Genomic DNA, 26,364 nt, shown 5'->3' with positions numbered 1-26,364 from the left:
AGATGATGCACGATCCGCGTCACGCCGTCGAATTCCTCCGTGATCGGTCCTGCGACGGCGGGCTCGAGACCGTGGACCCGCGGCGTCGCATTCGTCCGTGTAGGCCCTGGATTTGTAGAGCGCGGCCGCAGCGATCGCAACCGGTGCCTCCGAGGCGCAGCCGACAAGGCGGAGGTGACGTGACGCGCCCACCCGCTAGGCGCGAAGCCGCGGGCGGCGCCGCGCGGCTCGGTAGCGCCTGCGTGCCGTCGCACCGCGGAGGCGGCCGTCCGCCTCATCGCAGCAGGCCCGGCAGCCAGAGGGCGATCGCGGGAAAGGCGAAGAGCAGCGCGAGCCCCACGAGCTCGAGCCCGAGATACGGCATGATTCCCCCCAGGATCGCGCGCATGCCGACGCCCTTGGGCGCCACCGACTGCATGATGTAGAGGAGGAGCCCGAAGGGCGGCGTGATCAGGCCGATCTCGAGAGCGACGAGCATCATCACGCCGAACCAGATCGGGTCGACGCCGGCCTGGTTCACGAGCGGCATGAAGAACGGCAGCGTGATCAGCATGATGCTGACCTGGTCCATCAGCATGCCGAGCAGCAGCGCGAGCACGAGCATCGCGGCGACGAGCACGAGGGGCTCGAGCCCCATGTCCGTGACGATCCCGATGAGCTGCCGGCTCGCCCCGGAGAACGACAGGATCTGCGAGAAGGTGATCGAGCCCGAGATGATGATGAGGATCAGCGCCGAGGTCCGCGCGGTCCCGAGCAGGGCCGCGCGCAGGGCGTTCCAGTCGAGCGCGCGGTAGGCGGCCGCGGCGACGAGGGTCGCGATCGAGCCGAGCGCCGCCGATTCGGTCGGTGTCGCCACGCCCGCCAGGATCGACCCGACGACGACGACGACGATCCCCATCAACGGCACGACGTACACGAGGAAAGGCTTGGCCCGGGCGCGCAGCGGCAGCCGCTCCACCGGGTCCGGCGGCGCGAGGCCGGGCGAGACGCGCACGGCGGCGACGATGAAGAGGAAGTAGAGCGCCGCCAGCATCAGCCCGGGCACGATGCCCGCCAGCAGCAGCCCCGAGATCGAGATCCCCGCGAGCGAGCCGAACAGGACGGCGAGCGCGGACGGCGGGATCAGCATGGCGATGCCGCCCACCGCGAGGATCGGCCCGAGCGAGAGCACGGGGTGATAGCCCATGCGGTGCATGTCCGGCAGCAGCACGCGACCGAGCACCGCCGTGTTGGCGATGGTCGAGCCCGACAGCGAGGCGAACACCGCGCCGCTCGTCACGGCGACGAGGGAGAGCCGCCCCGGCACGCCCGCGATCAGCTTCTCGATCGCGGCGATCGCGCGGGTGGCGAGCCCGGTATGGAGCAGGAGCTCGCCCATCAGGATGAAGAGCGGGATCGGCACGAGCGCGAAGGAGCCCACCGCCTCCGTCGCGTTCATGGCGAGCAGCTTCAGCCCCGCCTCGCCGCCGAGGATGAACCAGGCACCGACGAGGTTGACGGCGAGGAAGGCGAAGGCGACGGGGACGCCGAGCCCCATCAGCGCGACGAGCCCGCCTCCCATCAGCCCGAGCACGACCTCCCAGGAGAGCCCGCTCACAGCACCGCCTCCCCCAGCTCGTCCTCCTGCGGCGGCGGGCGCCCGGCGAGGCGCCGGGCGATGCGCGCCACGAACTCGAAGCCGAGCAGCGCGACGCCGACCGGCAGGATCGCGAGGATCCACCATTGCGGGATGACGAGGTGCTTGAACAGCAGCGCGCCGCGCGCCTGGGCCTCCGCCGCCGCGACCGTCGCGTACCAGGCGAGCACGAAGCACGCGAGCGCCGAGATCCCGTTCGCGAGAAGCAGCATCCAGTGGCGCCCGCGCGGCGAGGCGGAGCGCAGCACCACGTCGACGCGGATGTGGTCGGAATGGCGCAGCACCCACGGCGCGCCGAGGAAGCCGACGACGAGGAGCCCGTACTCGGAGAGCTCGAGCGTCCAGCCGAAGGCCGGCAGCCCGAGCGCCCGCACCAGGACCTCGGCGCTGATCGCGAGAGCCATGAAGGCGATGACGGCACCCGCGACGAGGCCGAACGCCTCGATCACGAGCCCAACCCCGCGATCGAGCAGCCTGAGCGCCGTCATCCCCTTCGCCCCTTCGTCAGCGTCAGCGTCAGCGTCAGCGTCAGCGGTAGGTCAGTTCCTTGATCCGCTCGCCGTATTGCGGCGAGTTCTGCATGACGACGGCCCAGGCGGCGTCGTCGGCCGTCTGGATCATGCGGGCGTTCTCCTCCTCGGAGAAGGTGATCGCCTCGATTCCGGCCTCGTCCTGGAGGGCGCGCTGCGCCGCGTCCACCTCGTTGCGGTAGTCGATGAACCACTCCTCGGTCTCGATCATCGCCTCGGTGAGCGCCGCCCGCTGCTCGTCGGTGAGGCCGTTCCAGGAATTCTCGTTCATCAGCACGCTGATCTCGGCGTTGTAGAAGCCCGGCTCCACCCGGTACTTCGTCACCTCCAGCAGGCCGATGTCGCCGATGCCCCACAGCGGCCAGGGATAGCCGTCGATGACGCCGCCCTCCATCGCCGCGTACACCTCGGAGCCCTGCATCTGCACGACGTTCGCGCCGAGCGCGGTGAGGAAGGGGCGGTAGAGCGGGGTGCCGCGCATGTTCCAGCCGGCCATGTCCGGCGCCTCGAGGGGCTTGGCCGTGTAGAGGTGATACTGGATGCCGTCGCCGAGCTTGCCGAGGAACACCGCGCCCATCCGCTCGCGGTGGATCTCGTCCATCAGCTCCATGGCGCCGTTCTCGCGCAGCTCCTGGACCGGGATGTTGAACAGCTTGTTGGCGTCCGCCTCGGGGACGAGCGTCGTGTAGAACGAGCCCGAGATGTAGGCCATGTCGACCACGCCGCTCTGCACCGCGTTGCCGAGCTGGAAGGGGCTCACCGAGGACGGATCGGCCACGAGCTCGAGGGTGAGGCCCACGTCCTTGGCGTTGACCGTCTCGATCAGGTGCGCGATCGGGCCGTGCCACACGCCCTGCGGCGCGAGGAAGGTCCCGACCCGCAGGGTCTTGTCCTGGGCCGCTGCGGGCGCGGCGGCGGCGAGGGCGGCGAGCGCGGCCGCGAGGAGGAGCGAGCGACGGTGCATTCCCTTGTCCCTTTCCATTTTCTCGACTGGTATCGAAGAGCTCTTCTCGAGGTGCCGGCCCCAGGTTCGAGCCGTTGGGCCTCGACGGAGGTCACGAGGCGCGCCGGGCCGCGACGTCGGCCTTCAGCATGGCCTTGTCGATCTTGCCGATCGCGGTCTTGGGGATCGCCGGCACGAGCGCGAGCACGGCCGGCAGTTTGTAGCGGGCGAGGCGCTCCGCGAGATGCGCCTCCAGCGCGGCGACGTCCGTGCCCGACGCCACGACGCGGGCGTGGATGACCTCCCCCTTGCGCGCGTCCGGCACGGCGAAGGCGGCGGCCTCCGCCACCGCGGGATGGGCGAGGAGCGCCTCCTCGATCTCTCGCGGGTAGACGTTGAAGCCCGAGACGATCGCCATGTCCTTCTTGCGGTCGCGGATCTCGAGGATGCCGTCGGGCCGCAGCACGCCGATGTCGCCGGTGTGCAGCCAGCCGTCGCGCAGCGCCTCGGCGGTCTCCTCGGGGCGATTGCGGTAGCCGCGCATGATCTGCGGCCCGCGCGCGCGGATCTCGCCCGGCTCGCCGGGCGCGAGCGGCCCCTCCCCCGTCGCCGGATCGACGATCTCGATCTCGGTCTCGGGGAGCGGCACGCCGACCGATCCGGTCACGTGCGGACCCGCCCTCGGGTTCGCCGCGAGGACGGGGCCGCCCTCCGTCTGCCCGTAGCCCTCGCACAGCGAGGCGCCGGTGAGCGCCATCCAGCGCGTCAGCGTCGCCTCCGGCAGGGCGGAGGCTCCCGAGAAGCACAGCGACAGCGTCGAGAAGTCCGTGTGCGCCGCCCGCGGCGCGGCGAGGAGACCGTGGTAGATCGTCGGGCTGCCGGCGAGGAAGGTGATGCGCTCCGCCTCGATGAGCGAAAGCGTCGCCTCGGGCGAGTAGCGCGTCAGGAGGACCATCGTGCCCCGGGCCCAGAGCGCGAGCATCAGCCCCATCGCCATGGCGTAGGCGTGATAGAGCGGCGTGATCACGAGCGCCCGCTCGGCGTCCGGCGTCGTGGGCACGATCGCCTCGCGCTGGGAGACGTTGATCGCGAGAGCGCGGTGAACGAGGTCGACGCCCTTCGGGACGCCCGTCGTGCCGCCGGTGTATTGCAGCAGGCCGAGCGTGTCCGGGTCCGGCAGCGGCAGCCGCGCCGGGTCGCCGGCGATGGCGTGGAGCCGCCGTGCGCCCGGCCCGACGGGTGTCGGCTCCGGCAGGCCGAGCTCGGCGCACGAAGGTGCGATCCGCTCCGCGACGTCCGGCGCGGCGAGGATCAGGCGGGGCGCGGCGTCGGCGAGGATCGGGCGCAGCTCGTGGACCGTGTAGGCGGGGTTGAGCGGCGTCGCCTGCGCGCCGGCGGCGAAGGCGGCCATCAGCGCGACCGGGAAATCGACGCTGTTCGGCATGAGGATCGCGACGCGCTCGCCGGCGGCGCCGGCGTCCCGCAGCTCGCGCGCGAGGCCTTCGGCGGCGCCGGCATAGGCGGCGTAGGAGACCCGCTCGTCGCCGCAGACCAGCGCCTCGCGCCCGGGCGCCACGGCCGCCGCGTCGGCGAGCATGTGCACGACGGTCGGGTGGATCCGCGGCAGCGTCATGCCCGGCGGTCCTCCACGCGCAGGACGACCGCCATCGCGCTGTCGCCCGCGGCACATCCCTGGAACAGGCCCATGCCCCCTCCCCGCTCGACGAGCTCCTCGATCAGCTCGATCACGCCCCGCAGCGCCGTGGGCGCCTGGGGATGGCCGTAGATCAGCGAGGAGCCGAACGCGTTCATGCGGCGCCAGTCTATGCCGAAAGCGCGGGCGAAGGCGAGATCGTTTATCGCGAACGGGTTGTGAGACTTGATCGCATCCACCTGCTCGATCCGCAGCCCCGCCCGCTCCAGCGCCTGCCGCGCGGCGGCGATCGGGGCGGCCGGCATGAAGCCGCGCTCCTCGCGGGACTGGCCGAAGGCGAGAGGGGTGATGGCGATCTCCGGGCGACGCGAGAGGTCCCGCGCCCGCTCGGGCGTCGTGACGATCATGCCGGCGTTGCCGTCGGCGGGATGCGTCTGGGCGCCGAGCGTCACCGTGCCGCCCTCGCGCACCGGGGCGAGGCGCGCGAGCTTCTCCGCGCTCGTCGGGTAGATGCCCGAATCCCCGTCGAGCGTCTCGGCGACACCCTCGAAGCGGCGGTCGGGCACGGCGAAGGGCAGCGGCATGAAGCGGCGCTGGAAGGCGCGATCGTCGGCGAGCGCCTGGGCATACTGCTCGGCGCGTAAGAGCACGACCTCGTGCTGCTCCTCGCGCGTCGCCCCGAGCCGCCGCGCCACGTTCTCGGCGGTGTCGACCATGGCGCAGCCCGCGAAGGGGTCGCGCTCGAAATTGTCGAGCACCCAGTGCTCGTGCGCGCCCGCGCCGCCGGGGGCTCGCGGGTCGGGATAGAGCAGGTGCGGCCCGTTGGAGACGCGGTCCGCGGCGATCGCCAGCGCGCAGGTCGCGCGACCCGCCGCGATCTCGTCGGAGGCCGAGGCGAGGATGCGCACCCCCGTGGCGCAGGCCTGCGCCAGCGTGGGGCCGGCGACGCGCTCGGCACCGATCATCCCCATCACCCACGGAAGCCCGTAGAACGCGCCGCGCTGCGGCACGGTGGTGCCCAGCACGCCGTGGTCGATCGCCTCGAGCGGGATCCCGCGCGCCGCGAGCACGTCGCGCGCCGTGCGGGCCGCGAGCCGGAGCGCGTGGTGCCCCGCGAGCGCGCCCTGCCACTTCACGAAGGGGCTGGACCAGTAGCCACCGTAGGGGATGGCCACGACGGGTTCGGCCATGCGACGCCTCCATTCCCGGCTTCGATCCGGGATACTTACATTTGTGTCGAAGATTCGCGCAGCGCTGCGCATGCGTCAACGGCCAATGGCGCGTTGGCTTCGCGCCCAATCGGGACCGCGTTGACAGCGGCCACCCTCGACCGGTTACTTCACAGGGTGTGTAGCAATGGGGGAAGCGCATGACGGCCTCTCGAAGCCCCGAGATCGGGATCGCGACGCAGGGCGCCGTCGGGGTGGTGACGCTGTCGCGTCCGGCCAAGCGCAACGCCATCTGCACCGAGATGATTCGGGAGATCTGCGCGCTCTTCGCGGACCCGCCGGCGGCGTGGCGGGCGGCGGTGCTGGCGGCGCAGGGCGACCATTTCAGCGCGGGGCTCGACCTCGCCGAGCATCGTGCGCGCACGCCCGCCGACGTGATGGCCGTCTCGCGGCTGTGGCACCGCGCGACGCAGGCGGTGCGCGCCGGGCGCCTGCCCGTCGTCGCCGCGCTCCAGGGCTCGGTGATCGGCGCGGGGCTCGAGCTCGCGGCGGTGGCGCACGTGCGCATCGCCGATCCGTCCGCCCGCTTCAGCCTGCCCGAGGCGCGCCGCGGCATCTTCGTCGGCGGCGGCGCCTCCGTGCGGGTCGGGCGCCTCGTCGGCGCGAGCCGGCTCGCGGAGATGATGCTCACCGGGCGCGAGGTGGAGGCGGAGGAGGCCCTGCGCATCGGGCTCGTCCACCGCCTCAGCGCCCCGGGCGGGAGCCTCGCCGAGGCACTGGCGCTCGCAGCCGAGATCGCGACGAACGCGCCGCTCTCCAACCAGATGATCATCGGCGCCCTCGAGGAGATCGCCGACATGCCCCAGTCGGCGGGGCTCTACACGGAAGCGCTCGCGGCCGCCTTCGTCCAGACCGACGGCGAGGCGAAGGCGCGCATGGAGGCGTTCCTCGGGCGCAAGGGGAGCGGCGACGGCGAGGGCTGATCGCGGGCGGCCCTGCTCGGAGCGGGTCGGGCATGGGTCGAGCGGCCAGCCTTCTCATTCCCCGACAGGGCCAGTCGGTGCACACGCCTCCTGTGCCTCCCTCGGCTCCGGAGGACGTGTGCCGGAGAGTTGGCCGAAGGACGCCGGCGCCCCCTGTCCTTCCCTGTAGGGGAAGGACAAGAGCGGCATCGGCGCTGAGGCGATCCCGGCGAGCGAGGGCGAACGACCCCTACGTCACGAGCCACAGCGTCAGCGCCGGGAAGGCGATGAGCAGCGCCACGCGGACGATCTCGGCGGCGAGGAAGACCGAGGCGCCCTTGAACGTCTCCCACATCGGGACGTCCTTGGCCAAGCCGTTGATGATGTAGACGTTGAGCCCGACGGGCGGGGTGATCAGCCCCAGCTCCACCACGATCAGGATGATGATCCCGAACCAGATCGCGGTCTCCTCGGGCGTCAGCCCGAAGTCGAGCGCCATCACGATGGGGAAGAAGATCGGGATGGTGAGCAGGATCATCGACAGCGAATCCATCATCGCGCCGAGCGCGAGGTAGAGCGCGACGATGACGATCAGCACCACGATCGGCGCCAGCCCGAGCGCGGAGATCCATTCGCCGGCCGCCATGGGCATCTGCGTGCGGGCGAGGAAGGCGTTGTAGAAGTCCGCGCCGAGCAGGATGAGGAAGATCATCGCCGTCTGCACGGCGGTGTCCTTCAAGACCTCGACGATCTCGCGCGGGCGCAGGTGGCCGTAGGTCAGCGCGGCGAGGCAGGTGCCGAAGGCGCCGACCGCCGCGCCCTCGGTGGGCGTGAACAGCGCGCGGCCGAACAGCGTCTCGCCGTTCATGCCGACGAACACGGCGAGGAAGATCACGACGACGGGCCACACGCTCGCGAGGCGTGCGATGCGCTCGCGCCACGGAATTGCCGGCGACGGCGGCCCGGACTCGGGCGAGAGCGCGAGGTAGACGCGCACCGCGATCATGAAGCCGATGACCGCCAAGAGCGCCGGCACCGCGGCGGCGAGGAACATCTTGGCGATGTTCTGCTGGGTGAGGATGGCGTAGATCACCAGCACGACGGAAGGCGGGATCAGGATGCCGAGCGTGCCGCCCGCCGCGATCGAGCCCGTGGCGAGCGCGCCCGAGTAGCCGTACTTGCGCATCTCCGGCAGCGCCACGCGGCCCATCGTGGCCGCGGTCGCGAGCGAGGAGCCGCAGATCGTGCCGAAGGCGGCGCAGGCCCCCACCGACGACATCGCGAGCCCGCCCTTGTAGTGCCCGAGGAAACCGTTCGCCGCCCGGTACAGGTTCGCCGAGAGTCCCGAGCGCGCCGCGAAGTTCCCCATCAGCAGGAAGAGCGGGATCACCGAGAGCGAGTAGTTGGCGAACACCTCCCACGGCGTCTGCTTCAGGTAGGCGAGGAAGGGCGTCAGGCCCGACAGGTAGACGAAGCCGGCGCCGCCCACCGCCGCCATCGCCACGCCGATGGGGATTCGCACGACGAGGAGCCCGAGCAGGATCCCGAAGGAGAGAACGCCCAGCGCGACGTTGGACATGGAAGGAGCGCCTCTCTCAGTGCTCGGCGACGTCGTGGGGGCCGATCGGCCTGTTCGCGCGGATCTCCTCGGCGGAGCGCCAGACCGTGTAGGCGCATACGATCGCGAGCAGCCAGGCGCAGGCGACACCGAAGGCGAAGGGGTACGCCTCCGGCAGGCGCAGCACCATCGTCGTGTCGTTGTAGGCGAGCTTGTCCTGGAGCCCGAGCACGAGGCGCCAGGCGATCAAGCCGGCGAGCACCGTGAAGATCAGGTTGCCGACGAGGTCGAGCGCCGCGCGCACGCGCAAGGCGGCGCCCGAGGTGAAGAAGTCGACGAGCACGTTGCCGCGCCTGAGCTGGCAGAACGGCAGGAAGGAGAACACGGCGATGCCCGTGCCGATCTGCACGAGCTCGATGTCGCCGGGGATCGAGGCCGCCCGGAACTCCAGCCCGACGAGGCCAGCGAGCCCGGGCAGGATCGAGCGCCCCGTGATCGACACGACCGAGACGGCGATCATGCCGAGCAGCGCGATGCCACCGAGCACCGCGACGGCGCCGCAGGCACGCTCCAGCAAGGCGCCGACGGCGGAGAGCGCCGCCGTCGGTCGTCGTGTCGTCGTCGCCGTCATCGACCCGGGTCGCCTCAGTTGGCCGCGGCTTCGTGCTGGGCGACGAGGTCGCGCGCGGACTGGACGAGCGCGGCGCCGTCGCGGCCCGCCGCGTCCTGCTCCGCGATCCAGGCCTCGATCACCGGCTCGCCGGCGGCCTTCCAGGCTTCGAGCGCCTCGCCCTCGATCAGCGTGATCTCGTTGCCGGTCTCCTCGATCGCAGCCTTGCCGACGAGGTCCCACTCGTCCCACTTGGCGCCGGTCTGGCGGGCGAGCTCGAGGCCGGAATTGGCGTCGATCACCGCCTTGTTCTCGTCCGACATCCCCTCGTAGACGCCCTTGTTCATGACGAACAGGAAGATCGCCGTGTAGAGCGAGCGGTCGCCGGTGAAGGCGCCGACCTTGTCGGTGAGCTCGTTCACCTTGAGCGCGGGCACCACCTCGTAGGGGAAGACCACGCCCTGGACGACGCCGCGCGAGAGCGCCTCCGGCACGCCCGGCGCAGGGATGCCCTGCGGGTTGGCGCCGAGGTTGGCGAGCGTCTGGTTGATGACGCGGTTGGGCACGCGGATCGTCATGCCCTCGACGTCCTCGGGCCGCACGATCGTCTTCTCGCGGGTGTAGAAGTTGCCGTGGCCGTGGCCGAAGACCGCGAGCACGTGGACGTCGTCGAGCTCGCCCGTCGCGTTCTCTTCGTAGAACTCGTGCGCGGCGGCGCTCGTCACCGCGCCGGTGGCGTGCGGGACGAAGGGCAGCTCCATCGCCTCGAGCGAGGGGAAGCGGCCGGGCGTGTTGCCGGCGAGCGTCCAGACCACGTCGACGATGCCGTCGCGGGCCTGATCGTAGAGCTGCGGCGGGCGCCCGCCGAGCTGCATCGCCGGGAAGATCTCGACGTCGATGCGGCCCTGCGAGTCCGCCTCGACCTTCTCGGCCCAGGGCACGAGCCAGTTCTGGTGCGCCTGCGAGGCTGCGGGCAGGAAGTGGTGGACGCGCAGCGTCACCTCCTGCGCGGCGGCCGGGCTGGTCAGCGCGGTCGAGAACGTCAGCGCGGCCGCGACGGCGGCGAGCGCGAGACGGGTGACGGCAATCCTGGGCATGATGTCGGTCTCTCCCTCTTGTCGGCCCGTTTTCCGGGCTTCGCGGCGCGCGCGACGACGATCATTCGTGCGCATACGACCTCGTCCTCAAGTCAGCATGATATTAGTTGCGCCGTCAACCGTCTCCCGGCGCCGCCAGCGCGTCGGCCTCGTCGCCGAGGACCTCGCGAACCCAGCGGAAGGCGGCGTTCGCCGCCGGCACGCCGGCATAGACCGCGCACTGGATCAGGAGCGCCCGCAGCTCGGGAATGGTCACCCCGTTCTTCAGCGCCGGGCGCAGGTGGAGCTTGAACTCCTCCTCGCGGTGGAGCGTCGTCGTGATCGTGAGCACGATCATCGAGCGCGTCTTCCAGGGCAGCGCCTCGTCGTTCCACACGTCGTGCCAGGCGGTGCGCGTGACGAAGTCCTGCCACGGCCCCGCGAAGGCGCCCGCCCCCGCCAGCGAGCGCTCGACGTGCGCCTCGCCGAGCACCGCCTTGCGGTTGGCGAGCCCCGTCTCGTACCTCTCGTCGTCCACGATGCGTCTCCCCTCCCCATAGCCCGCCCGCCCGGCGGCTGCCGGAGGAGACGCGATCAGCCGGAATTGCGCAAGCCGGCGGCGACGCCGTTGATCGTCATGTGGATGCCCTGCGTCACCCGCGCGTCGGCGTCGCCGGCCCGGTGGCGGCGCAGGAGCTCGACCTGGAGATGGTTGAGCGGGTCGAGGTAGGGGAAGCGGTTGCGGATGGAGCGGGCCAGCAGCGGGTTCTTCTCGAGCAGCGTCGCCTGGCCGGAGATCGAAAGCAGCGTCTCGATGGAGCGCGTCCACTCCTCCCGCAGCCGCGGGAAGATCCGCTCGGTCAGCGCCCCGTCGGAGACGAGGCCCGCGTAGCGCGAGGCGATGGCGATGTTCGACTTCGCCAGCACCATGTCCATGTTCGACAGCAGCGCCTGGAAGAACGGCCATTCCCGGTGCATCTCCCGCAGCATCTCGATGCGGCCGGGATCTTCGGCGAGGAAGCCCTCCACCGCCGTGCCGAAGCCGTACCAGCCCGGCAGCATCAGCCGCGACTGCGACCAGCCGAACACCCAGGGGATGGCGCGCAGGTCCTCGATCGAGCGCGACTTCTTCCGCGAGGCGGGGCGCGAGCCGATGTTGAGGTTGGCGATCTCGCCGATCACCGTCGATTCCCAGAAATAATCCTCGAAGCCGGGCGTCTCGTAGACGAGCGCGCGATAGGCGCCGAAGGCGCGCGCGGAGAGGTCCTCCATCACCTTCAGGTAGGCGTCGCGCGGGGCCGGGTCGTCGCCGTGCAGAAGGCTCGCCTCCATCGTGGCCGACGCGATGATCTCGAGGTTGCGCCGGCCGAGCTCCGGGGTCGCGTACTTCGCCGCTATGACCTCTCCCTGCTCGGTGATGCGGATCGAGCCCTGAACTGCGCCGCCGGGCTGGGCGAGGATCGCCTGGTAGGACGGCCCGCCGCCGCGGCCGACGGTGCCGCCGCGCCCGTGGAAGAGCCGCAGCCGAACGCCGGTCTCGCGGAAGACGCGCACGAGCGCGATCTCGGCCTTGTAGAGCTCCCAGTTCGAGGTGAGGAAGCCGCCGTCCTTGTTCGAGTCCGAGTAGCCGAGCATGACCTCCTGGGTCTTGCCGCGGGTCTCGAGCAGCGCCCGGTACTCGAAGACGGAGAACAGCTCCGCCATGATCCGCGCCGAGGCCTGGAGATCGCCGATCGTCTCGAACAGGGGCACGATGTCGACGTCGAGCGTGCCCTCGAGCGGGCGCAGGAGCCCGGCTTCCTTGAGGAGGACCGCGACCTCGAGCACGTCCGAGACCGAGTCGGCCTTGGAGATCACGTAGTGGCGCAGCGCCGCCGGGCCGTAGCGATCGCGCGCCGCCTTCGCCTCGCGCACGATGGCGAGCTCCGACGCCGTCGTCTCCGAGTAGGCGACGTGGGGCGAGAAGAGCGGGCGCGGCGTCCGCAGCTCCTCGACGAGACGGGCGATGCGCGCCTCCTCGGGCATCGCGAGGTAGTCGACGCCGGGGGTCGCCACCGCGATCAGCTCGGCGATGGTGCGCTCGTGGACGTCGGAATTCTGGCGCAGGTCGATCGTGGCGAGGTGATAGCCGAACACCGACACCGCCCGGCGCAGCAGCCGTAGCCGGCCCCGCGCCAGCACCCCCGAGCCGTTGGCCACGAGGGAGCGGTGGATGGCGTCGAGGTCCTGCGCCAGCGCGTCGACCGTCGCGTAGGCCGCGATCCCGTCCGTCACCGCGTCGCGGCACAGGTCGGGGTGGCCGAGCGCGGCGGCGGTGGCGCACAGGCGCGCATGGACGTGCGCGAGCGCCCGGCGGTAGGGCTCGGCCTGCCGGAAGACGGAGCGCTCGGGGGAGCCGTCGGCGAGCGCGCGCACCTCGTCGGAGACGCCCACGAGCCGCTCGTCGAGCGGCAGCTCGGCGGAGAGCGCCTCGATCTCCGCGAGATGATGCGCGAGCGCCTTGCGGCTCTGCAGGTGGAGCGCCTCGCGCAGCACGTCGGCGGTGACGAACGGGTTGCCGTCGCGGTCGCCGCCGATCCAGGAGCCCATGCGCAGGAAGGGCGGAAGCTCCGCCCCGCCGAGCCCCTCCGTACCGAGCCCCTCCGTACCGAGCGCGTCCTCGAGCGCCGCGTAGAGGCGCGGCAGCGCGGGCAGGAACGTGTCGTCGTAGTAGGAGAGCGCGTTGATCACCTCGTCGACGACCCGCAGCCGCACGCCGCGCAGGATCGATGTCTGCCACAGCGCGAGCACGTTGCGCCGCATCGCCTCCTCGTTCTCGGCGAGCTCCTCGGGCGTGAGCAGGCCCGTGTCGCGGGCCTTGAGCAGGCGCGCCACCTCCATCTCGCGATCGATCGTCGACTTGCGCCGCACCTCGGTCGGGTGCGCGGTGAGCACCGGGGAGATCTCCGCACCCTCGAAGAAGGCCTCGAGGTCGCCCCGGGCGATGCCGGCCTCCTTGCACAGCGCGATCGTGCGCGCGAGCGTGCCCTCGCGCGGCTCCGAGCGGGCCTTGGCGTGCGCCCGCGAGCGCCGCTGGCGGTGCTGGTCCTCGGCGAGGTTGGCGAGGTGGGAGAAGTAGGAGAAGGCGCGGATGATCTGCAGGCTCGAGTCGCGCGAGAGCGCGTCGAGGATGGTCTGCAGCTCGCCCCGCGCGGCCGGGTCCTCGTCGCGGTGGAAGCGCAGGCTGGTCTGGCGGATGCGCTCGACGAGGTCGAACGTCGCCTCCCCCTCCTGCGCGCGCACCGTGTCGCCGAGGATCCGGCCGAGCAGCCGGATGTCCTCCCACAGCGGCTTGTCCTTCTCCTCCGCCCGCTCGGCCACACCGATCGCGACGCCGTGCCCGACAGCCATGAGGCTTCTCCCCGCGGTTTCGACGAGGACAGGGTGACGATTTTTGCGCTGCATTCAAGCGGGGGGCGGGCGATCTTCGTTCGCCAACCTCCAACCCACCCTGAGGCGCCCTTCTCACGCGCGCCGTCCTCCGCTAGGACCGGGCATCCGTCTTCGAGCTCCCGGGTGTCACGCGCGTGCTGGATCTCGTCCTCGCCAACCTCACCTCGCCGATCGTCCTGTTCTTCGCGCTCGGGCTCGCGGCGGCGCTCGCGCGCTCGGATCTCGCTGTGCCCGACGCCGTGGCGAAGGCGCTGGCGCTCTACCTGATGATGGCGATCGGCTTCAAGGGCGGGGCGAGCGTCGCCGGCCATGGGGTCGACGCCCGGCTGATCGGCGCCGTGATCGCCGGCGCGCTGCTGAGCTTCTCCATTCCCTGGATCGCCTTCCAGATCCTGCGGCGCACCACGAAGCTGCCTGCGCTCGACGCCGCGGCGGTGGCGGCCCACTACGGCTCGATCTCGATCGTCACCTTCGTCGCCGCCTCGGAATCGGTGCGGCTCTCGGGGCTCGTGGCGGAGGGCTACCTCGTCGCGGTCGCCGCCGTGATGGAGGCGCCCGCCATCCTCACCGCGCTGTGGCTCGCCCAGCGTGCGCGCAAGGCGGCGGGGCGCGGCGCGGAGGGCGAGGAGGCCGAGCCGCAGGGAGCGCTCCTGCGCGAGATCCTCCTCAACGGCTCGATCGTGCTTCTCGCCGGCGCCTTCGTGATCGGCTGGATCACGGGAGATCGCGGGCTCGAGATCGTCTCGCCGTTCCTCGTCGCTCCCTTCCAGGGGGTGCTGTGCCTGTTCCTGCTCGACATGGGCCTCGTCGCCGGGCGCGGCCTGCGCTCGGGCTGGCGCGAGCTGAAGGGGCCGGTGCTCGCCTTCGGGCTCTACATGCCCCTCGTCGGCGCGACGCTGGCGGCGCTGGTCTCCCTGCCTCTCGGGCTCTCGGCCGGCGGGACGGCGCTCTTGATCACGCTCTCGGCGTCGGCCTCCTACATCGCCGTGCCCGCCGCGATGCGCCTCGCGCTCCCCGAGGCGCGCCCGGCGATCTACCTCACCCTCTCGCTCGGCGTCACCTTCCCGTTCAACCTGACGCTCGGCATCCCGCTCTACATCGCGCTCGCGGAGGCGCTGTCATGACCAACGACGAGACGCCCGCGCCCGCGGCCCCCAGGCCGCGGCTCGAGACCCACGCCAAGAAGCGCCTCGACATCATCGTCGAGGCGCCGATCATGAACCGCCTGCTCGACCTGCTCGATCGCCTCGCCGTGACCGGCTACACCGTGGTCCCGGCGCTGGCCGGGCGCGGCCGCGAGGGCTCCTGGCGCCGCGCCGGGCTCGTTTCCGACGCCGGCCAGATGGTGCTCGTGATCTGCGTCCTCGACGAGAGCCGCGTGCCGGACGTGCTCGAGCCCGTCTACAAGCTCCTCTCGCGCCAGATCGGTGTCGTCACCGTGTCCGACGTGTCCGTGATCCGGCGCGAGCATTTCTGAGGGCGCCGGGGCGCGGGCGAAAGGCCCCGCCCGGCGCCGCGGGCCTCACGGCAGCAGGACCTTGTCGATGACGTGGATGACGCCGTTCGCCTGCATCACGTCCGAGATGGGCACGCGCGCGGTGTTGCCCTGGTTGTCGGCGATGTAGGGGCCGTTGCCGTTGCGGTCGAGCAGCACGGCGAGCGTCCCGCCCTCGACCGTGCGCAGCTCCGCCTGCCCGCCCTCGCGCTGGGCGAGCGCCAGGAGCTCGGACGCCGTGTAGGTGCCCGGCACGACGTGGAAGGTCAGCACGTCCGTGAGCTGGCCCCTGTTCGACGGCTCGAGCAGCGTGTCGACCGTGCCCGCCGGCAGTCGGGAGAAGGCGCGGTTCGTCGGCGCGAAGACCGTGAACGGGCCGGGCCCCGAGAGCGTGTCGACGAGCCCCGCGGCCTGGACGGCGGCGACGAGGGTCGTGTGGTCGGCGGAGTTCACCGCGTTCTCGACGATGGTGCGCGAGGGCAGCATCGGTGCGCCGCCGACGATCTTGACCGCCTGGGCGGAGGCGAGCCCGGCGCCGAAGGCGAGGGGTACGCAGACCGCGGCGCCGAGAACGAGGTGACGGGCGAGGCTTCGAAGCGTGGTCTTCATGGCATCTTGCTCCTGTCTCTGGACGTCGATCCTCCTGGGGGATCGCGCGCAGCTACGGAGCGCCGACGGCCGAGGTTTCGGGCGCGCGCGAGAAATGTCGCGGCCGGCTGTAGCGCGCTTCGCGCGCCGCCGAGCGCGTGACTTCCGCGCGCGATGCGCTATCTCTACGCGCCTTGCGTCGAGCGACGAGGTCCGCGTGCGTCATCCCCCCGATCCGCAGGAGCCCGTGGACGAGCCGTTGGAGGACCTCCTCGCGGCGGTCGCGCGCGCCGATCGCGGTGCCTATGCGCGGCTGTACGAGCGAACCAGCGCGAAACTCTTCGGCGTCGTGCTCCGTATCGTGCGGGATCGGGGAATGGCCGAGGAGGTGCTGCAGGAGGTCTTTCTCGGCATCTGGCGCGGCGCCTCGTCCTATGCGGCGGAGAAGGCGCGGCCGATGACCTGGATGATCACCATCGCGCGCAACCGCGCCATCGACGCAGTGCGCGTCCGCCGCGAGGTGCTGCTCGAGCCGGGCGAGGACGGCGACGACCCCTTCGCCGCGATCCCCGACCCGTTCGACGCGGCCCAGAGCTTCGCCGACCGCGACGCGCTCACCCGCTGCCTCGATCTCCTCGAGGAGACGCAGAGGCATTGCATTCTCCTCGCCTATTGCGAAGGTTGGTCGCGCGAGGAGCTCGCCGCCCGCACGGGCAAGAACGTCAACACGATCAAGACCTGGCTGCACCGCGGCCTCGCTGCGCTCCGGGGGTGCCTGTCGTCATGAGCGCCGGGACGGACATGTACGAAGGCGACGACGACGACGCGCTGGCCGGCGAGTACGCGCTCGGCACCCTGCGCGGCGCGGAGCGCGCCGCGTTCGAGGCACGGCTCGCCCGCGAGCCGGCGCTCGCCGCCGCCGTCGCGGCGTGGCAGGAGCGGCTCGCGCCCTTGAGCGACGCCGTCCCGGCGGTGGCGCCGCCGCCTGGGCTGTTCGCGCGCATCGAGGCGCGGCTCGACGAGGGCCGCCCGGCGACGCGGCCAGCATCTTCGCCCTCGCCCGCGGCCGAGTTGGTCTCCCTCGACGAGGTCCGCCGGCTGCGCCGGGCGCTCGGGCGCTGGCGCGTCGCGGCGGGCTCGCTCGGCGCGCTGGCGGCGGCGCTGGTGGCGCTCGCGATCCTGGCGCCGGGTACGTTCGCGCCGCTGCCGCCGGACGAGCCGGCGGCGGAGCGCTACGTCGCCGTCGTCGATCGCGGCGGTGAGCTCCCCGCGCTCATCGTCCAGGTGGACGTGGAGAGCGGCCTCGTGCGCGTTCGCGCGCCCGCGGCGGAGGCGCCGCCCGAGCAGGCGCTCGAGCTCTGGCTGGTCGCCGAGGGCGACGCGCCACGCTCGCTCGGCATCGTCGAGGACTCGAGCGACATCCGCCTAGAGCCCGCGGTCGCCCGCACGACGCCCGGCGCCACCCTCGCGGTCAGCGTCGAGCCGCTCGGCGGCTCTCCGACGGGCGCGCCGACGGGGCCGGTGGTGTATACCGGCGTGCTGATCCCGCAGTGACGCGCGGGGTGTCGGGCGTCCCGGCTTCAGGCCGGGACCGCACGGGGAACGCGCGGCACGCCCCGCGCGCACTCGAGCGCCGTGCGGTCCCAGCCGCCGGTCTCGGCGGCGGCCGCGTAGGTGCTCTCCAGGAAGGCCAGGAGCGTCGCTGCCGGGTCCTCGGCGGTGCGGACCGCCTCGTAGGGCAGGAGGAACTCGCCGAGATCACCGTTCCACGTCGCCGCCTGCGGAGCGACCTGCGCGCGAGCGAAGGCCTCCGGCGTCGGGTAGGCGTAGGAATAGAACGCGGCGTCCATCCCGTTCCCGCCGGGCCAGAAGCCGGCGGACGAGACCTCGTGACTGTAGGCTTCCCGCGTGACGGCGTCGGGCAGATTGGGAATGCCGCCCGGGTGCTCCGGCGCGCGCCGGCCGGAGAAGCGCGTCACGGCGAGGTCGAACGAGCCCCAGAACAAATGGACCGGAGAGACCTTGCCGAGGAAGCTCGTGCGGAAATGCTGGAAGACCGCCTCGATCGACAGGAGCGCCGTGTGGAAATACTCCACCGCGCGCGCGTCGTAGGGCCGTTGGGTTCGGTCGTCCGCGAACGGCACCGCGTCCGGGATCTCGCTCGGGCGCCCGTGGATCGCGAACCCACCGCCCAGGGCGACCACCATCTCCCGCGTCCGCGCGCAGAAGTCCGCGACGCTCATGGGCCCGAGCGGCATCGTCTCGCGCCGGCCGTCCGCCGCCTCCACGACGAGGAGGTGATCGTGCAGGTCGAGCGTCAGCGCGATCGCACCCGTTGGATCCGGCACCGCTCCGGTCGTCAGGCCCCGGGGGCCGACATAGAGGGTCGCGTGCCATGAATGATTGACCCACGGCGCGTGCGCGAGACGATACTTGCCGAGGATCTGGCACCAGAGGTGCAGCGCCGAGCAGGTCTCGCCCCAGGCTTCGTGAGGGAGCGGCGGCCAGCGTTCGTTCATGATCACCCCCGACGAGCCACGTTCGGCGTCACCGCCCGACCACGTCCCAGAATTCCGGATGCCGCTCGATCGTCGCCTTGGCGAACGGGCACAGCGGTATGATCCGCCTGCCGGCCGCCCGAGCGTCCTCGACCGCGCGTCGCACGAGGACGAGGCCGAGCCCGCGGCCGCGCAACGCGTCCGGCACACCGGTGTGATCGATGATGATCAGGCTCTCGCCGGCGCGCGTGTAGGTCATCTCGGCCTCGTGGCCGTCCAGAACGACGACGTAGCGGCCCTTGGAGCCGTTGTCCTCGTGCCGAACCGGCGGCTCGCCGGAGGCCGTGACGTCGCTTACGTCGGACATGCGCTCTCCATCGTCCCGGCCTCGCCCCTGTGAGCGAGACTACAGGAGAGGGCCGAGCGGGCAAGCGGCTCGTCGCGCGTCGGCTAGGCTGGACACGGGAGTGCTGGAGCGGGTGAAGGGAATCGAACCCTCGTCATCAGCTTGGAAGGCTGTTGCTCTACCATTGAGCTACACCCGCCCGGCTGCTCGGATCATAGCGCCGTGGCGATGGTGGGGGAAGTAGGACTCGAACCTACGAAGGCGTAAGCCAGCGGATTTACAGTCCGCCCCCTTTGCCGCTCGGGACATTCCCCCGTCTCGCTCCGGCTGCCGATCTCTCGGTGCGCCGGGCCGCGCCCGACGCCTCGGCCGTGGCGTGGGGGCTCTTATGGTGACCCGGGCGAGGCGTGTCAACGGCGAAATCGCGCGCGCGCGCCCGATTTGCCGACGCTCGGCGCGCGTCGCGGCCTTGACCCGGGAGCGCCCGGCGCGCATGCCCTGGCGACGACCCGACCGGAGCCGCCGCCGTGCCAGACGATCGCAAGCCGCCCCGCAAGCCCCCCGGCAAGCCGCCGCACGCGCGCGCCGGCAACGGCCGCATCGGCCCCGGCGCCCGGGCGCGCTCCCGCGGGCCCCGCGCGCGTCCGCCGCGTCCCGAGCTCGACGACGCCGTCGTGCTCTACGGCTGGCATCCTGTCGCAGAGGCGCTGCGCAACGGCAAGCGGACGATCCATCGCCTGCTCGCCACGGAGAACGCCGCGCGGCGGCTCGCCGAGGAGCTGCCGGGCGTCGTCGCGAGCCCGCAGATCGTGCGCCCTTCCGAGATCGACGCGCTCGTCCCCCCCGACGCCGTGCACCAGGGGCTCTACGCCGAGGCCGAGCCGCTCGAGGGCTACGACCTCGACACCCTGCCCGACGACGCGCTGGTGCTCGCCCTCGACCAGATCACGGACCCGCACAACGTCGGCGCCATCGTGCGCACCGCCGCCGCCTTCGGCGTCACCGCGATCCTGACGACGGCGCGGCATTCGCCTGCGGCGACGGGGGTGCTGGCGAAATCGGCATCGGGCGGGCTCGAGCACGTGCCCTTCGTCGTCGTGAGGAACCTCGGCGACGCGCTCGACCGGCTCGGCACGCGCGGCTTCCTGCGCGTCGGCCTGGATTCCGAGGGTGACGAGACCTTCGAGAGCCTGCCCGCGCGCCGGCCGGCGCTGCTCGTGCTGGGCGCCGAGGGCAAGGGCCTGCGGGCGCGCACGCGCTCGCTGTGCGACGTCGTGGCGCGGCTCGACATGGCCGGCGCGATCAAGAGCCTCAACGTCTCGAACGCCGCCGCGATCGCGCTCTACGCGCTGACGCGGCGGCTGTGACGCGAAGAACGCGTCAGGACGGGTCGACGAGGATCGTCCCGGCGGCCTCGATGACGTAGATCGCCGGCGGCTCGACCGGCGCCGGGCGGATGCCGGTCACGGCGGGCACGCCCTGCGTGACGACGATCTCGCGCGGCGCCGGGGTGCGCGGCGCGAGCACGACGCGACCCTCGTCGGTGCGCAGGACCGGCGCCTCGACGGTCGAGGCGATGGTCTGGTCGCGCTTGGCCGCGTCCCAGGCGCACTGCGCGGCGGCGGGGCCGGCGGCGAGGAGGCCGAGCGCGAGCGCGCCGGCGGCAGAAGCCTTGACGATGATGGATGCACGCATGACGACCGCTCCCTCTTCGTTATGGTGAACGAGAGGTTAACCCGAACTTCGTCGCGCGTCCTCCGCTGCGTTTCGCCGCAGCCCGGCTCATCGCGTTTCAGCCGCCGCCGAAGGCCGAGCGGATCAGCCATTGCTGCATGGCGACGGGGCTGTCCGCCGCCGGCTTCGGCGCGGCGATCGCCTCGGACATGACGCCGTCGAGATGAACGATGCGGGCATGCAGGCGCACGCTCGTGCCGATCAGCTCCTTCAGCCGCTCGGGCAGCGCGGCGGCGTCGAAGACCGGGCTCGCGCTCTCCTGGCGGGTGAGGCGCACGCGGGTCTTCTCCTTGAGCGCCTCCTCCGCCGTGATCTCGCCCTCGGCGACGGCGCGCTGGACGAGGAGCCAGGAGGCGATCTGCATCAGGCGGGTCGTGAGCCGCATGCTCTCGCTGGCGTAGGTGAGGGCCGCCTGGCGCGGCAGCGTGCGCGATTCCTCGCGCCCCTGCCCGTCGAGGTAGGCGGCCGTCTCCTCCACGAGCGCCATCCCGTCCCGGAACAGCGCGCGGAACGCGTCGGAGTGCACGAAGGTCCGCCCGAAATCGACGGGATCGCGGGTGTCCCGGAATGTGAAGTCCGCGTTCATGTGCCGCCTCCTGACGAAAATTTGTCTCGAATTGTGCCGGCGCGATACGGCGCGCGGCTTTCCCGAGTCGTCGGAGCAAGGCTAGCGCCGAACGCGCCCGCGCGCTCCGTTAGGATGTGGTTAACGTTAACGGGGTGAGAACGGCACCGCGACGCCGTCGAGGCGCACCGCGTGAAGGAGATGCCCGGCAGGCGGCTCGGCCCCACCCGTCTCTCTGCGCTCGTCGACGCCCCGCGGGGTGGTGGCGAGCGGCGCGGGGGCAGCGCGCACAAAAAAGAGCCGCCGTGAGGCGGCTCTGGAGTCGTCAACAGGGAGGCGTCAAACAGAGTGGACAGGAGCCACTCGCATCCAGAAGGACTGGATACCCATATTCATGAAACAGGAAGCTTAACGAACACTTAACGCGCGGCGAGAAGTGCGAGCGACCTGGCCGATTTCGGCACAGGCTCCGATGCGTCCGGGCCCGACCCTCTCCGGCTCTCGTCGCGCGGCTCAGGTGGCGGGCTTGAAGAAGGCGTCCGCCGCCGTGCGCGAATCGAGCTTCTTCGCCTTCGCCTCGCGCAGCCGCCCGATCTCGGTCTCCATCACGGCGATGCGCTCGTCGAGCTCCTCGATCGACAGATGCGCGAGGTCCTGCCCGATCACGTGCGTGTCGGGGCGGGGCCGCGGCAGCGCCTCGCCGAAGGGATCGATGGACATGTCCGTCTCCTCCGCGCCGATCGTCGAAGCCCCATGTTAGCGCGCCCCGCCCCCGATGGCCAACCCCGCGGGAGCGCTCGCACGGCTTGCCAAGCCGCGCGAGCGCGTGTCACCTCCCCGCCACGAGACCGATCGCGAAAGAGACCGAACAGAGAGGGAGCCGAGCCGTGGCGACGACGAGAGAGACCATCCCGCGGACCATGCGCGCCGTGATCGCCGAGGGCGGCGGCGGGCCGGAGGTCCTCACGCTCGTCGAGCGCCCCGTGCCCGCGCCCGGGCCGGGCGAGATCCTGGTGAAGGTGGAGGCCGCGGGCATCAACCGTCCCGACGTGATCCAGCGCGAGGGGAACTACCCCCCTCCCCCCGGCGCGCCGGACGTGCTCGGGCTCGAGATCGCCGGCACCGTCGTCGCCCGCGGTGCGTGCGCGGAGCGCTGGCGCGAGGGCGAGGCGGTGATGGCACTGGTGCCGGGCGGCGGCTATGCGCAATACTGCCTCGCCCACGAGGACAACACGCTCGCGGTGCCGACGGGCCTCTCCATGGTCGAGGCCGGCGCGATCCCGGAGACCTACTTCACGGTGTGGACCAACGTGTTCGACCGCGGCCGCCTCGCGTCCGGCGAGACGCTCCTCGTCCACGGCGGCTCCTCGGGCATCGGCACGACCGCGATCCAGCTCGCCAAGGCCTTCGGCGCGACGGTGATCGCCACCGCCGGCTCCGCCGAGAAGTGCGCGCGCTGCCGCGCACTCGGCGCCGACCGGGCGGTGAACTACCGCGAGGAGGATTTCGTCGCCGCGGTGAAGGAGGCCACCGGCGGGCGCGGCGCGGACGTGATCCTCGACATGGTCGGCGGCGACTACATCCCGCGCAACTACGATGCGGCCGCTGTCGACGGCCGCATCGTGCAGATCGCCTTCCTGCAGAGCCCGAAGGTCGAGGTCGACTTCCGCCGCCTGATGATGAAGCGCCTCACCCACACCGGCTCCACGCTGCGCCCGCGCAGCGTCGCCCAGAAGGCCGAGATCGCCGCCGCGCTGACCCGCGAGGTGATGCCGCTCGTCGAGCAGGGTCGCTGCCGGCCGGTGATCGATTCGACCTATCCGCTGGAGGAGGTGCGGGCGGCGCACGCGCGGATGGACTCGAGCGCGCATGTGGGGAAGATCGTGCTGACTACCCGCTGATTGCCGCTTACTGCCCTGCTAGAATTACCTGTAATTCTTGTCCCGGCTGAAGATTAACGAGATCATAGAACGAACCGCCGCTTGGAAGAATGGAGTTGGGAACCTCCCAGTAGACCTGTGTCTGAATGATGTATCTTCCCGCAGATATGTTCTCAAAGGCGAAATTTCCGTCAGCATCTGTCGTTGTCTGTCTCACAGCGTCCAGATACGATTGTGGCGTATTCTCAATCCTCGGCGCGAATTGAGCGAACTTGCTGCCACGATAGAGTACGTCAAACCGCTCGATAGCATACTCGGTTGCAGGAATCAGGTTGACAACCTCTCCCGCGGCCCGAACGACGTCACCGTTGCGGCGACGCAGAAATGCCTGCCCTTTAACGGAAGCATCGCCGTCTTCAAAGATATACGCCGCGGCTGCGGGGTCGAACGACGTCCGAAGTTCCGCTGTAACGCAGGCTCCTAAAAAGCTGCCGGCAAGCAGGATTACAAGCAGTCGGATCACAATCAACCCCCAGTCTCGACAGCCAAAGCGAGGGGCGGTCCGCAGGCCTAGACCGCGGCTCAGCTCCATCGAAACAACACAGAGATGTTTCCATGTTGCATTCCGCTTTAATTCCTACTATGAGTCACGCTGGCGTTCAATGCTAATTTCAAGCTGCATACCGCCCCAGCGAGACACCCGCCATCCTCGTTGCGCCCCGCCCGCGAAGCGCCTATATTGTTCGCGTCCCCTCACAATCGGGTACGTCGTCGCTCCGGCCGCAGGCCGGGTCGGAGCACGGAGAAGGTTTGCCGCGCGCCGGCGCATCGCGGGGTATCCGCGGTCCCGCGCTCGTTTCCAGGAGGAAGTCCCGTGTCCGCTGCCGTTCCCTTGATGCCGAAGGCGACCGCCGTCTGGCTCGTCGAGAACACGTCGCTGACGTTCGATCAGATCGCCGACTTCTGCAAGCTCCATCCGCTCGAGGTGAAGGGCATCGCCGACGGCGAGGTGGCGGCCGGCATCAAGGGTGCCAACCCGATCACCAGCGGCCAGCTCACGCACGAGGAGATCGAGAAGGCGCAGAAGCACCCGGAGTATCGGCTCAAGATCGCGCCGCCGAAGGTGCGCCTGCCCGAGATCAAGACCAAGCGCGGCCCGCGCTACACCCCCGTCTCGCGCCGCCAGGACCGGCCCAACGCCATCCTCTGGCTCCTGCGCAACCATCCGGAGCTGAAGGACGCGCAGATCATGCGCCTCGTCGGCACCACCAAGACGACGATCCAGCAGATTCGCGAGCGCACCCACTGGAACTCGGCCTCCCTCTCGCCGCTCGACCCGGTGACGCTGGGCCTGTGCTCGCAGATCGACCTCGACCTCGAGGTCCAGCGCGCCGCCAAGGACCGCCCGCCCGCGCCCGTTGGCGAGGGCGGCCAGACGCTGCTGCCGGCCGACGTCTCCACCGATCCGGGCTACCAGCCCCCGGAGGAAGAGGAGTACGGCGGCTACGGCGCCCAGCGCCGCCGCGAGGTGGAGGAGCGCGCCGAGGCCGATTCGGTCTTCGCCAAGCTCAAGAACCTCAAGGGGCCGGAGGACGAGGAGGAGGAGTGATCCTCGGCGGCGCGCCGCATCGATGACATGGATGGAGGGTGGCCCCGGGTGGGGCCGCCCTTTCTCGCATTTCGGGCGGCCTCACGCCGCCGGCTCGCGCACGGGGGCGGCTGCGCATACGAGACGCCCTGCACGCAGCAGCACATCCGCGACCACCAATGCGGCCGGCGGCGTCCGCGCGGCTCACCCAGCCTTCCGCCCCTCCAGGAACGCCGCGTGCTCCCGCTCCAGCGCCCCCGAGAGCGCCTTCTCGATCAGCGCCCGCGTCTCGGCCACCCCGTAGAGCGCCACGAACGACCCGAAGCGCGGCCCGCGCTCCTCGCCCAGCAGCACCTGGTAGAGGGTGGCGAACCAGGTCTGCGAGACGCCCGGGCGTCCGTCCGGGCTCTTCGACTTGCCGGACGTGTCGGGGAAATGCGTGCGGCCGACCTCGTAGACCACGTCCTGGAGCGCGGCGGCGTCGGTGGAGCCCTCCATCGACGCGAGCGCGCCGTCGAGGTCCTCGAGCGCGGCGCGTTCCTCCGGGGTGGGCGCGCGATAGGTCTTCGCCGGGCGCACGAAGTCGCGGTAGTAGCGCACCGCGAGGCCGACGAGCGCATCGAGCCGCGGATGCGTCTGCGGCGAGGCGCTCGGCGCGTAGCGGCGGATGAAGGCCCAGAGCAGCCCCGGCTCCGCGGCGTTCGCCACGGCGACGAGGTTGAGGAGCATGCCGAAGGTGATCTGCGCCGCCGCCCCGTTGCCGCCCTCGCTCTGCACGGTCTCCGGCTCCGGCGGCGCACCGCCGTGGATGTGCCAGACCGGGTTGCCGAGACGGTTCTTGTCGTCCTGGCGCTGGTAGCGCTCGAGGAAGCCGAGATACTCGTCGACGTGCTTGGGGATGACGTCGAAGAACAGCCGCTTCGCTTCCCGCGGGCGGTTGTACATGTAGAGCGACAGGCTCTCGGGCGTGCCGTAGGTCAGCCACTCGTCGATGGTCAGGCCGTTGCCCTTGGACTTCGAGATCTTCTGGCCGTTCTGGTCGAGGAACAGCTCGTAGTTGAAGCCCTCCGGCGGCTCGGCGCCGAGCGCGCGGGCGATCGCGCCCGAGACCTTCACCGAGTCGATCAGGTCCTTGCCGGCCATCTCGTAGTCGACGCCGAGCGCCACCCAGCGCATCGCCCAGTCGGGCTTCCACTGCAGCTTGGCGTGGCCGCCGGTCACCGGCGTCTCGTACCGCTCGCCGCTCTCGGGGTCGCGCCAGACGATGGTGCCGGCGGCGAGGTTGCGCTCCTCGGTGGGCACCTGCATGACGATCCCGGTCTTCGGGTGGATCGGCAGGAAGGGCGAGTAGGTGGCGCGCCGCTCCTCGCCGAGCGTGGGCAGCATGATGGCGAGCACCGCCTCGTAGCGCTCGAGCACGAGCCGCAGCGTGTCGTCGAAGCGGCCGGAGCGGTAGCACTCGGTGGACGACAGGAAGGTGTAGTCGAAGCCGAAGGCGTCGAGGAAGGCGCGCAGGCGCGCGTTGTTGTGGTGGCCGAAGCTCTCGTGCGTGCCGAACGGGTCCGGCACCTTCGTCAGAGGCAGGCCGAGCGCGCCGCGCAGGAGCGCCTGGTTCGGCAGGTTGTCGGGCACCTTGCGCAGGCCGTCCATGTCGTCCGAGAAGGCGACGAGGCGCGTCGGCACGGCATCGTTCGTCAGCGCGCGGAAGGCGTTGCGCACCATGGTCGTGCGCGCCACCTCGCCGAACGTGCCGATGTGCGGCAGGCCGGACGGGCCGTATCCCGTCTCGAAGACGACCTCTTTCTTGCCCGTACGCTCCAGGCGCGCGACGAGCTTGCGCGCCTCCTCGAAGGGCCAGGCGTTGGCGGAGCGCAGCGCGTCCGGGTCGATCATCGTGGGCGGCTTCCATGATGAGAGAATGGGGCGCCGAGGCTTACGCCCCGGCGGTGCGGGGCGTCAACAGGCTGCTGCGCCCCCGCGATCCGATGCGCAGGCTCTCGTCTCTCGTCGATACTCCGCCGACACCGCGTGCCGATGCACCCGTCCTCCTTCCCTGTAGGATTCCTCTGCGAAACGGCGTTGTCCGCCGCCGTCGGCTCT

26 protein-coding genes and 2 tRNA genes are annotated in these 26,364 nt (G+C 71.2%); 8 read left to right on the top strand and 20 right to left on the bottom strand.

Annotated elements, in window-relative coordinates; all coding sequences use genetic code 11:
• Nucleotides 1-274 precede the first annotated feature (274 nt).
• From ACTZWW_RS05200 to ACTZWW_RS05180, 5 genes are all read right to left on the bottom strand, one after another.
• The gene (locus ACTZWW_RS05200) at nt 275-1,597 is read right to left on the bottom strand and encodes a TRAP transporter large permease (RefSeq protein ID WP_444779877.1); all 1,323 of its coding nucleotides are present in this window, start codon (nt 1,595-1,597) and stop codon (nt 275-277) included.
• Nucleotides 1,594-2,124, bottom strand: a complete 531-nt coding sequence (locus ACTZWW_RS05195) for a TRAP transporter small permease (protein ID WP_444779876.1) — start codon at nt 2,122-2,124, stop codon at nt 1,594-1,596. Before ACTZWW_RS05195 ends, ACTZWW_RS05200 begins: the two co-directional genes overlap by 4 nt.
• A 40-nt stretch (nt 2,125-2,164) precedes the next feature.
• Nucleotides 2,165-3,130, bottom strand: a complete 966-nt coding sequence (gene dctP, locus ACTZWW_RS05190) for a TRAP transporter substrate-binding protein DctP (RefSeq protein ID WP_444779875.1) — start codon at nt 3,128-3,130, stop codon at nt 2,165-2,167.
• A gap of 91 nt (nt 3,131-3,221) precedes the next feature.
• Nucleotides 3,222-4,742: an AMP-binding protein gene (locus tag ACTZWW_RS05185; RefSeq protein WP_444779874.1), complete on the bottom strand. Its 1,521-nt coding sequence runs from the start codon at nt 4,740-4,742 to the stop codon at nt 3,222-3,224.
• Nucleotides 4,739-5,953: a thiolase family protein gene (locus ACTZWW_RS05180; RefSeq protein WP_444779873.1), complete on the bottom strand. Its 1,215-nt coding sequence runs from the start codon at nt 5,951-5,953 to the stop codon at nt 4,739-4,741. The genes ACTZWW_RS05185 and ACTZWW_RS05180 overlap by 4 nt, the downstream gene beginning before the upstream one ends.
• Before the next feature lie 179 nt (nt 5,954-6,132).
• Between ACTZWW_RS05180 and ACTZWW_RS05175 the strand changes: the two genes are divergently transcribed.
• A complete protein-coding gene (locus ACTZWW_RS05175) occupies nt 6,133-6,915 on the top strand; it encodes a crotonase/enoyl-CoA hydratase family protein (protein WP_444779872.1) in 783 nt (260 codons plus the stop codon).
• Between the two features lie 229 nt (nt 6,916-7,144).
• Here the strand turns inward: ACTZWW_RS05175 and ACTZWW_RS05170 are convergent, their stop codons facing one another.
• From ACTZWW_RS05170 to ppc, 5 genes are all read right to left on the bottom strand, one after another.
• The gene (locus ACTZWW_RS05170; RefSeq protein ID WP_444779871.1) at nt 7,145-8,473 is read right to left on the bottom strand and encodes a TRAP transporter large permease; all 1,329 of its coding nucleotides are present in this window, start codon (nt 8,471-8,473) and stop codon (nt 7,145-7,147) included.
• 16 nt (nt 8,474-8,489) lie between these two features.
• Nucleotides 8,490-9,083, bottom strand: a complete 594-nt coding sequence (locus ACTZWW_RS05165; RefSeq protein WP_444779870.1) for a TRAP transporter small permease — start codon at nt 9,081-9,083, stop codon at nt 8,490-8,492.
• A 14-nt stretch (nt 9,084-9,097) separates the two neighbouring features.
• Nucleotides 9,098-10,159 (bottom strand): TRAP transporter substrate-binding protein, encoded by a 1,062-nt coding sequence (locus ACTZWW_RS05160; RefSeq protein ID WP_444779869.1) that lies wholly within the window; start codon nt 10,157-10,159, stop codon nt 9,098-9,100.
• A gap of 115 nt (nt 10,160-10,274) precedes the next feature.
• Nucleotides 10,275-10,676 carry a carboxymuconolactone decarboxylase family protein gene (locus ACTZWW_RS05155; protein ID WP_444779868.1) on the bottom strand — a complete coding sequence of 134 codons (402 nt, stop codon included), beginning with the start codon at nt 10,674-10,676 and terminating at the stop codon, nt 10,275-10,277.
• A gap of 56 nt (nt 10,677-10,732) precedes the next feature.
• A complete protein-coding gene (ppc, locus tag ACTZWW_RS05150; RefSeq protein WP_444779867.1) occupies nt 10,733-13,528 on the bottom strand; it encodes a phosphoenolpyruvate carboxylase in 2,796 nt (931 codons plus the stop codon).
• A 176-nt stretch (nt 13,529-13,704) separates the two neighbouring features.
• Here ppc and ACTZWW_RS05145 point away from each other — a divergent pair, with 176 nt between their 5' ends.
• Together ACTZWW_RS05145 and ACTZWW_RS05140 are read left to right on the top strand one after the other, a co-directional pair.
• Entirely contained in the window at nt 13,705-14,694 is a 990-nt protein-coding gene (locus ACTZWW_RS05145) for a sodium-dependent bicarbonate transport family permease (RefSeq protein ID WP_444779866.1), read from the top strand.
• A complete protein-coding gene (locus tag ACTZWW_RS05140; protein ID WP_372422455.1) occupies nt 14,691-15,047 on the top strand; it encodes a DUF190 domain-containing protein in 357 nt (118 codons plus the stop codon). The genes ACTZWW_RS05145 and ACTZWW_RS05140 overlap by 4 nt, the downstream gene beginning before the upstream one ends.
• A gap of 45 nt (nt 15,048-15,092) precedes the next feature.
• Here the strand turns inward: ACTZWW_RS05140 and ACTZWW_RS05135 are convergent, their stop codons facing one another.
• Complete coding sequence (locus ACTZWW_RS05135) at nt 15,093-15,674, bottom strand: fasciclin domain-containing protein (RefSeq protein ID WP_444779865.1); 582 nt, start codon at nt 15,672-15,674, stop codon at nt 15,093-15,095.
• Nucleotides 15,675-15,870: 196 nt separating this feature from the next.
• Between ACTZWW_RS05135 and ACTZWW_RS05130 the strand changes: the two genes are divergently transcribed.
• The gene (locus tag ACTZWW_RS05130) at nt 15,871-16,440 is read left to right on the top strand and encodes a sigma-70 family RNA polymerase sigma factor (RefSeq protein ID WP_444779864.1); all 570 of its coding nucleotides are present in this window, start codon (nt 15,871-15,873) and stop codon (nt 16,438-16,440) included.
• Nucleotides 16,437-17,207 (top strand): anti-sigma factor, encoded by a 771-nt coding sequence (locus ACTZWW_RS05125; RefSeq protein WP_444779863.1) that lies wholly within the window; start codon nt 16,437-16,439, stop codon nt 17,205-17,207. The genes ACTZWW_RS05130 and ACTZWW_RS05125 overlap by 4 nt, the downstream gene beginning before the upstream one ends.
• Nucleotides 17,208-17,233: 26 nt before the next feature.
• On the opposite strand, the gene ACTZWW_RS05120 is transcribed toward ACTZWW_RS05125, so the two are convergent.
• From ACTZWW_RS05120 to ACTZWW_RS05105, 4 genes are all read right to left on the bottom strand, one after another.
• The gene (locus ACTZWW_RS05120) at nt 17,234-18,172 is read right to left on the bottom strand and encodes a DUF5996 family protein (RefSeq protein WP_444779862.1); all 939 of its coding nucleotides are present in this window, start codon (nt 18,170-18,172) and stop codon (nt 17,234-17,236) included.
• A 28-nt stretch (nt 18,173-18,200) separates the two neighbouring features.
• A complete protein-coding gene (locus ACTZWW_RS05115; protein ID WP_444779861.1) occupies nt 18,201-18,518 on the bottom strand; it encodes a GNAT family N-acetyltransferase in 318 nt (105 codons plus the stop codon).
• A gap of 104 nt (nt 18,519-18,622) precedes the next feature.
• Nucleotides 18,623-18,696 (bottom strand) — tRNA-Gly (locus tag ACTZWW_RS05110).
• Nucleotides 18,697-18,726: 30 nt separating this feature from the next.
• Nucleotides 18,727-18,812, bottom strand: a tRNA-Tyr gene (locus ACTZWW_RS05105).
• A 212-nt stretch (nt 18,813-19,024) separates the two neighbouring features.
• Here ACTZWW_RS05105 and ACTZWW_RS05100 point away from each other — a divergent pair.
• A complete protein-coding gene (locus ACTZWW_RS05100; protein ID WP_444779860.1) occupies nt 19,025-19,864 on the top strand; it encodes a TrmH family RNA methyltransferase in 840 nt (279 codons plus the stop codon).
• Between the two features lie 13 nt (nt 19,865-19,877).
• On the opposite strand, the gene ACTZWW_RS05095 is transcribed toward ACTZWW_RS05100, so the two are convergent.
• From ACTZWW_RS05095 to ACTZWW_RS05085, 3 genes are all read right to left on the bottom strand, one after another.
• Nucleotides 19,878-20,192, bottom strand: coding sequence for a hypothetical protein (locus ACTZWW_RS05095; RefSeq protein WP_444779859.1), 315 nt, complete (start codon nt 20,190-20,192; stop codon nt 19,878-19,880).
• A gap of 97 nt (nt 20,193-20,289) precedes the next feature.
• Nucleotides 20,290-20,817, bottom strand: coding sequence for a protease adaptor protein RcdA (rcdA, locus tag ACTZWW_RS05090; RefSeq protein WP_372422429.1), 528 nt, complete (start codon nt 20,815-20,817; stop codon nt 20,290-20,292).
• Nucleotides 20,818-21,309: 492 nt separating this feature from the next.
• Nucleotides 21,310-21,516 (bottom strand): DUF1192 domain-containing protein, encoded by a 207-nt coding sequence (locus ACTZWW_RS05085; protein WP_444779858.1) that lies wholly within the window; start codon nt 21,514-21,516, stop codon nt 21,310-21,312.
• Nucleotides 21,517-21,716: 200 nt separating this feature from the next.
• Here ACTZWW_RS05085 and ACTZWW_RS05080 point away from each other — a divergent pair, with 200 nt between their 5' ends.
• On the top strand, nt 21,717-22,697 hold the full coding sequence (locus tag ACTZWW_RS05080; protein WP_444779950.1) for an NAD(P)H-quinone oxidoreductase: 981 nt from the start codon (nt 21,717-21,719) through the stop codon (nt 22,695-22,697).
• A gap of 7 nt (nt 22,698-22,704) precedes the next feature.
• On the opposite strand, the gene ACTZWW_RS05075 is transcribed toward ACTZWW_RS05080, so the two are convergent.
• Nucleotides 22,705-23,205 carry a carboxypeptidase regulatory-like domain-containing protein gene (locus ACTZWW_RS05075; RefSeq protein ID WP_444779857.1) on the bottom strand — a complete coding sequence of 167 codons (501 nt, stop codon included), beginning with the start codon at nt 23,203-23,205 and terminating at the stop codon, nt 22,705-22,707.
• A gap of 366 nt (nt 23,206-23,571) precedes the next feature.
• On the opposite strand from ACTZWW_RS05075, the gene ACTZWW_RS05070 reads away from it, so the two are divergent.
• A complete protein-coding gene (locus ACTZWW_RS05070) occupies nt 23,572-24,285 on the top strand; it encodes a DUF1013 domain-containing protein (RefSeq protein ID WP_444779949.1) in 714 nt (237 codons plus the stop codon).
• A 183-nt stretch (nt 24,286-24,468) separates the two neighbouring features.
• Here the strand turns inward: ACTZWW_RS05070 and ACTZWW_RS05065 are convergent, their stop codons facing one another.
• The gene (locus ACTZWW_RS05065; protein ID WP_444779856.1) at nt 24,469-26,157 is read right to left on the bottom strand and encodes a lysine--tRNA ligase; all 1,689 of its coding nucleotides are present in this window, start codon (nt 26,155-26,157) and stop codon (nt 24,469-24,471) included.
• Nucleotides 26,158-26,364: the final 207 nt, after the last annotated feature.

It is taken from the genome of Salinarimonas sp. NSM, from assembly GCF_052380005.1.
In the GTDB taxonomy this organism is placed as follows: Bacteria; Pseudomonadota; Alphaproteobacteria; order Rhizobiales; family Beijerinckiaceae; genus Salinarimonas.
Note: the sequence above shows the minus strand (reverse complement) of the source record. Positions and strands in the feature narration are given on the sequence as shown.

Coding starts and splice junctions, on each gene's coding strand:
- ACTZWW_RS05195 (WP_444779876.1), bottom strand. CDS start 2,124: ATGACGGCGCTCAGGCTGCTCGATCGCGGGGTTGGGCTCGTGATCGAG.
- dctP (WP_444779875.1), bottom strand. CDS start 3,130: ATGCACCGTCGCTCGCTCCTCCTCGCGGCCGCGCTCGCCGCCCTCGCC.
- ACTZWW_RS05185 (WP_444779874.1), bottom strand. CDS start 4,742: ATGACGCTGCCGCGGATCCACCCGACCGTCGTGCACATGCTCGCCGAC.
- ACTZWW_RS05180 (WP_444779873.1), bottom strand. CDS start 5,953: ATGGCCGAACCCGTCGTGGCCATCCCCTACGGTGGCTACTGGTCCAGC.
- ACTZWW_RS05175 (WP_444779872.1), top strand. CDS start 6,133: ATGACGGCCTCTCGAAGCCCCGAGATCGGGATCGCGACGCAGGGCGCC.
- ACTZWW_RS05170 (WP_444779871.1), bottom strand. CDS start 8,473: ATGTCCAACGTCGCGCTGGGCGTTCTCTCCTTCGGGATCCTGCTCGGG.
- ACTZWW_RS05165 (WP_444779870.1), bottom strand. CDS start 9,083: ATGACGGCGACGACGACACGACGACCGACGGCGGCGCTCTCCGCCGTC.
- ACTZWW_RS05160 (WP_444779869.1), bottom strand. CDS start 10,159: ATGCCCAGGATTGCCGTCACCCGTCTCGCGCTCGCCGCCGTCGCGGCC.
- ppc (WP_444779867.1), bottom strand. CDS start 13,528: ATGGCTGTCGGGCACGGCGTCGCGATCGGTGTGGCCGAGCGGGCGGAG.
- ACTZWW_RS05140 (WP_372422455.1), top strand. CDS start 14,691: ATGACCAACGACGAGACGCCCGCGCCCGCGGCCCCCAGGCCGCGGCTC.
- ACTZWW_RS05135 (WP_444779865.1), bottom strand. CDS start 15,674: ATGAAGACCACGCTTCGAAGCCTCGCCCGTCACCTCGTTCTCGGCGCC.
- ACTZWW_RS05125 (WP_444779863.1), top strand. CDS start 16,437: ATGAGCGCCGGGACGGACATGTACGAAGGCGACGACGACGACGCGCTG.
- ACTZWW_RS05120 (WP_444779862.1), bottom strand. CDS start 18,172: ATGAACGAACGCTGGCCGCCGCTCCCTCACGAAGCCTGGGGCGAGACC.
- ACTZWW_RS05115 (WP_444779861.1), bottom strand. CDS start 18,518: ATGTCCGACGTAAGCGACGTCACGGCCTCCGGCGAGCCGCCGGTTCGG.
- ACTZWW_RS05095 (WP_444779859.1), bottom strand. CDS start 20,192: ATGCGTGCATCCATCATCGTCAAGGCTTCTGCCGCCGGCGCGCTCGCG.
- rcdA (WP_372422429.1), bottom strand. CDS start 20,817: ATGAACGCGGACTTCACATTCCGGGACACCCGCGATCCCGTCGATTTC.
- ACTZWW_RS05085 (WP_444779858.1), bottom strand. CDS start 21,516: ATGTCCATCGATCCCTTCGGCGAGGCGCTGCCGCGGCCCCGCCCCGAC.
- ACTZWW_RS05080 (WP_444779950.1), top strand. CDS start 21,717: ATGCGCGCCGTGATCGCCGAGGGCGGCGGCGGGCCGGAGGTCCTCACG.
- ACTZWW_RS05070 (WP_444779949.1), top strand. CDS start 23,572: ATGCCGAAGGCGACCGCCGTCTGGCTCGTCGAGAACACGTCGCTGACG.
- ACTZWW_RS05065 (WP_444779856.1), bottom strand. CDS start 26,157: ATGATCGACCCGGACGCGCTGCGCTCCGCCAACGCCTGGCCCTTCGAG.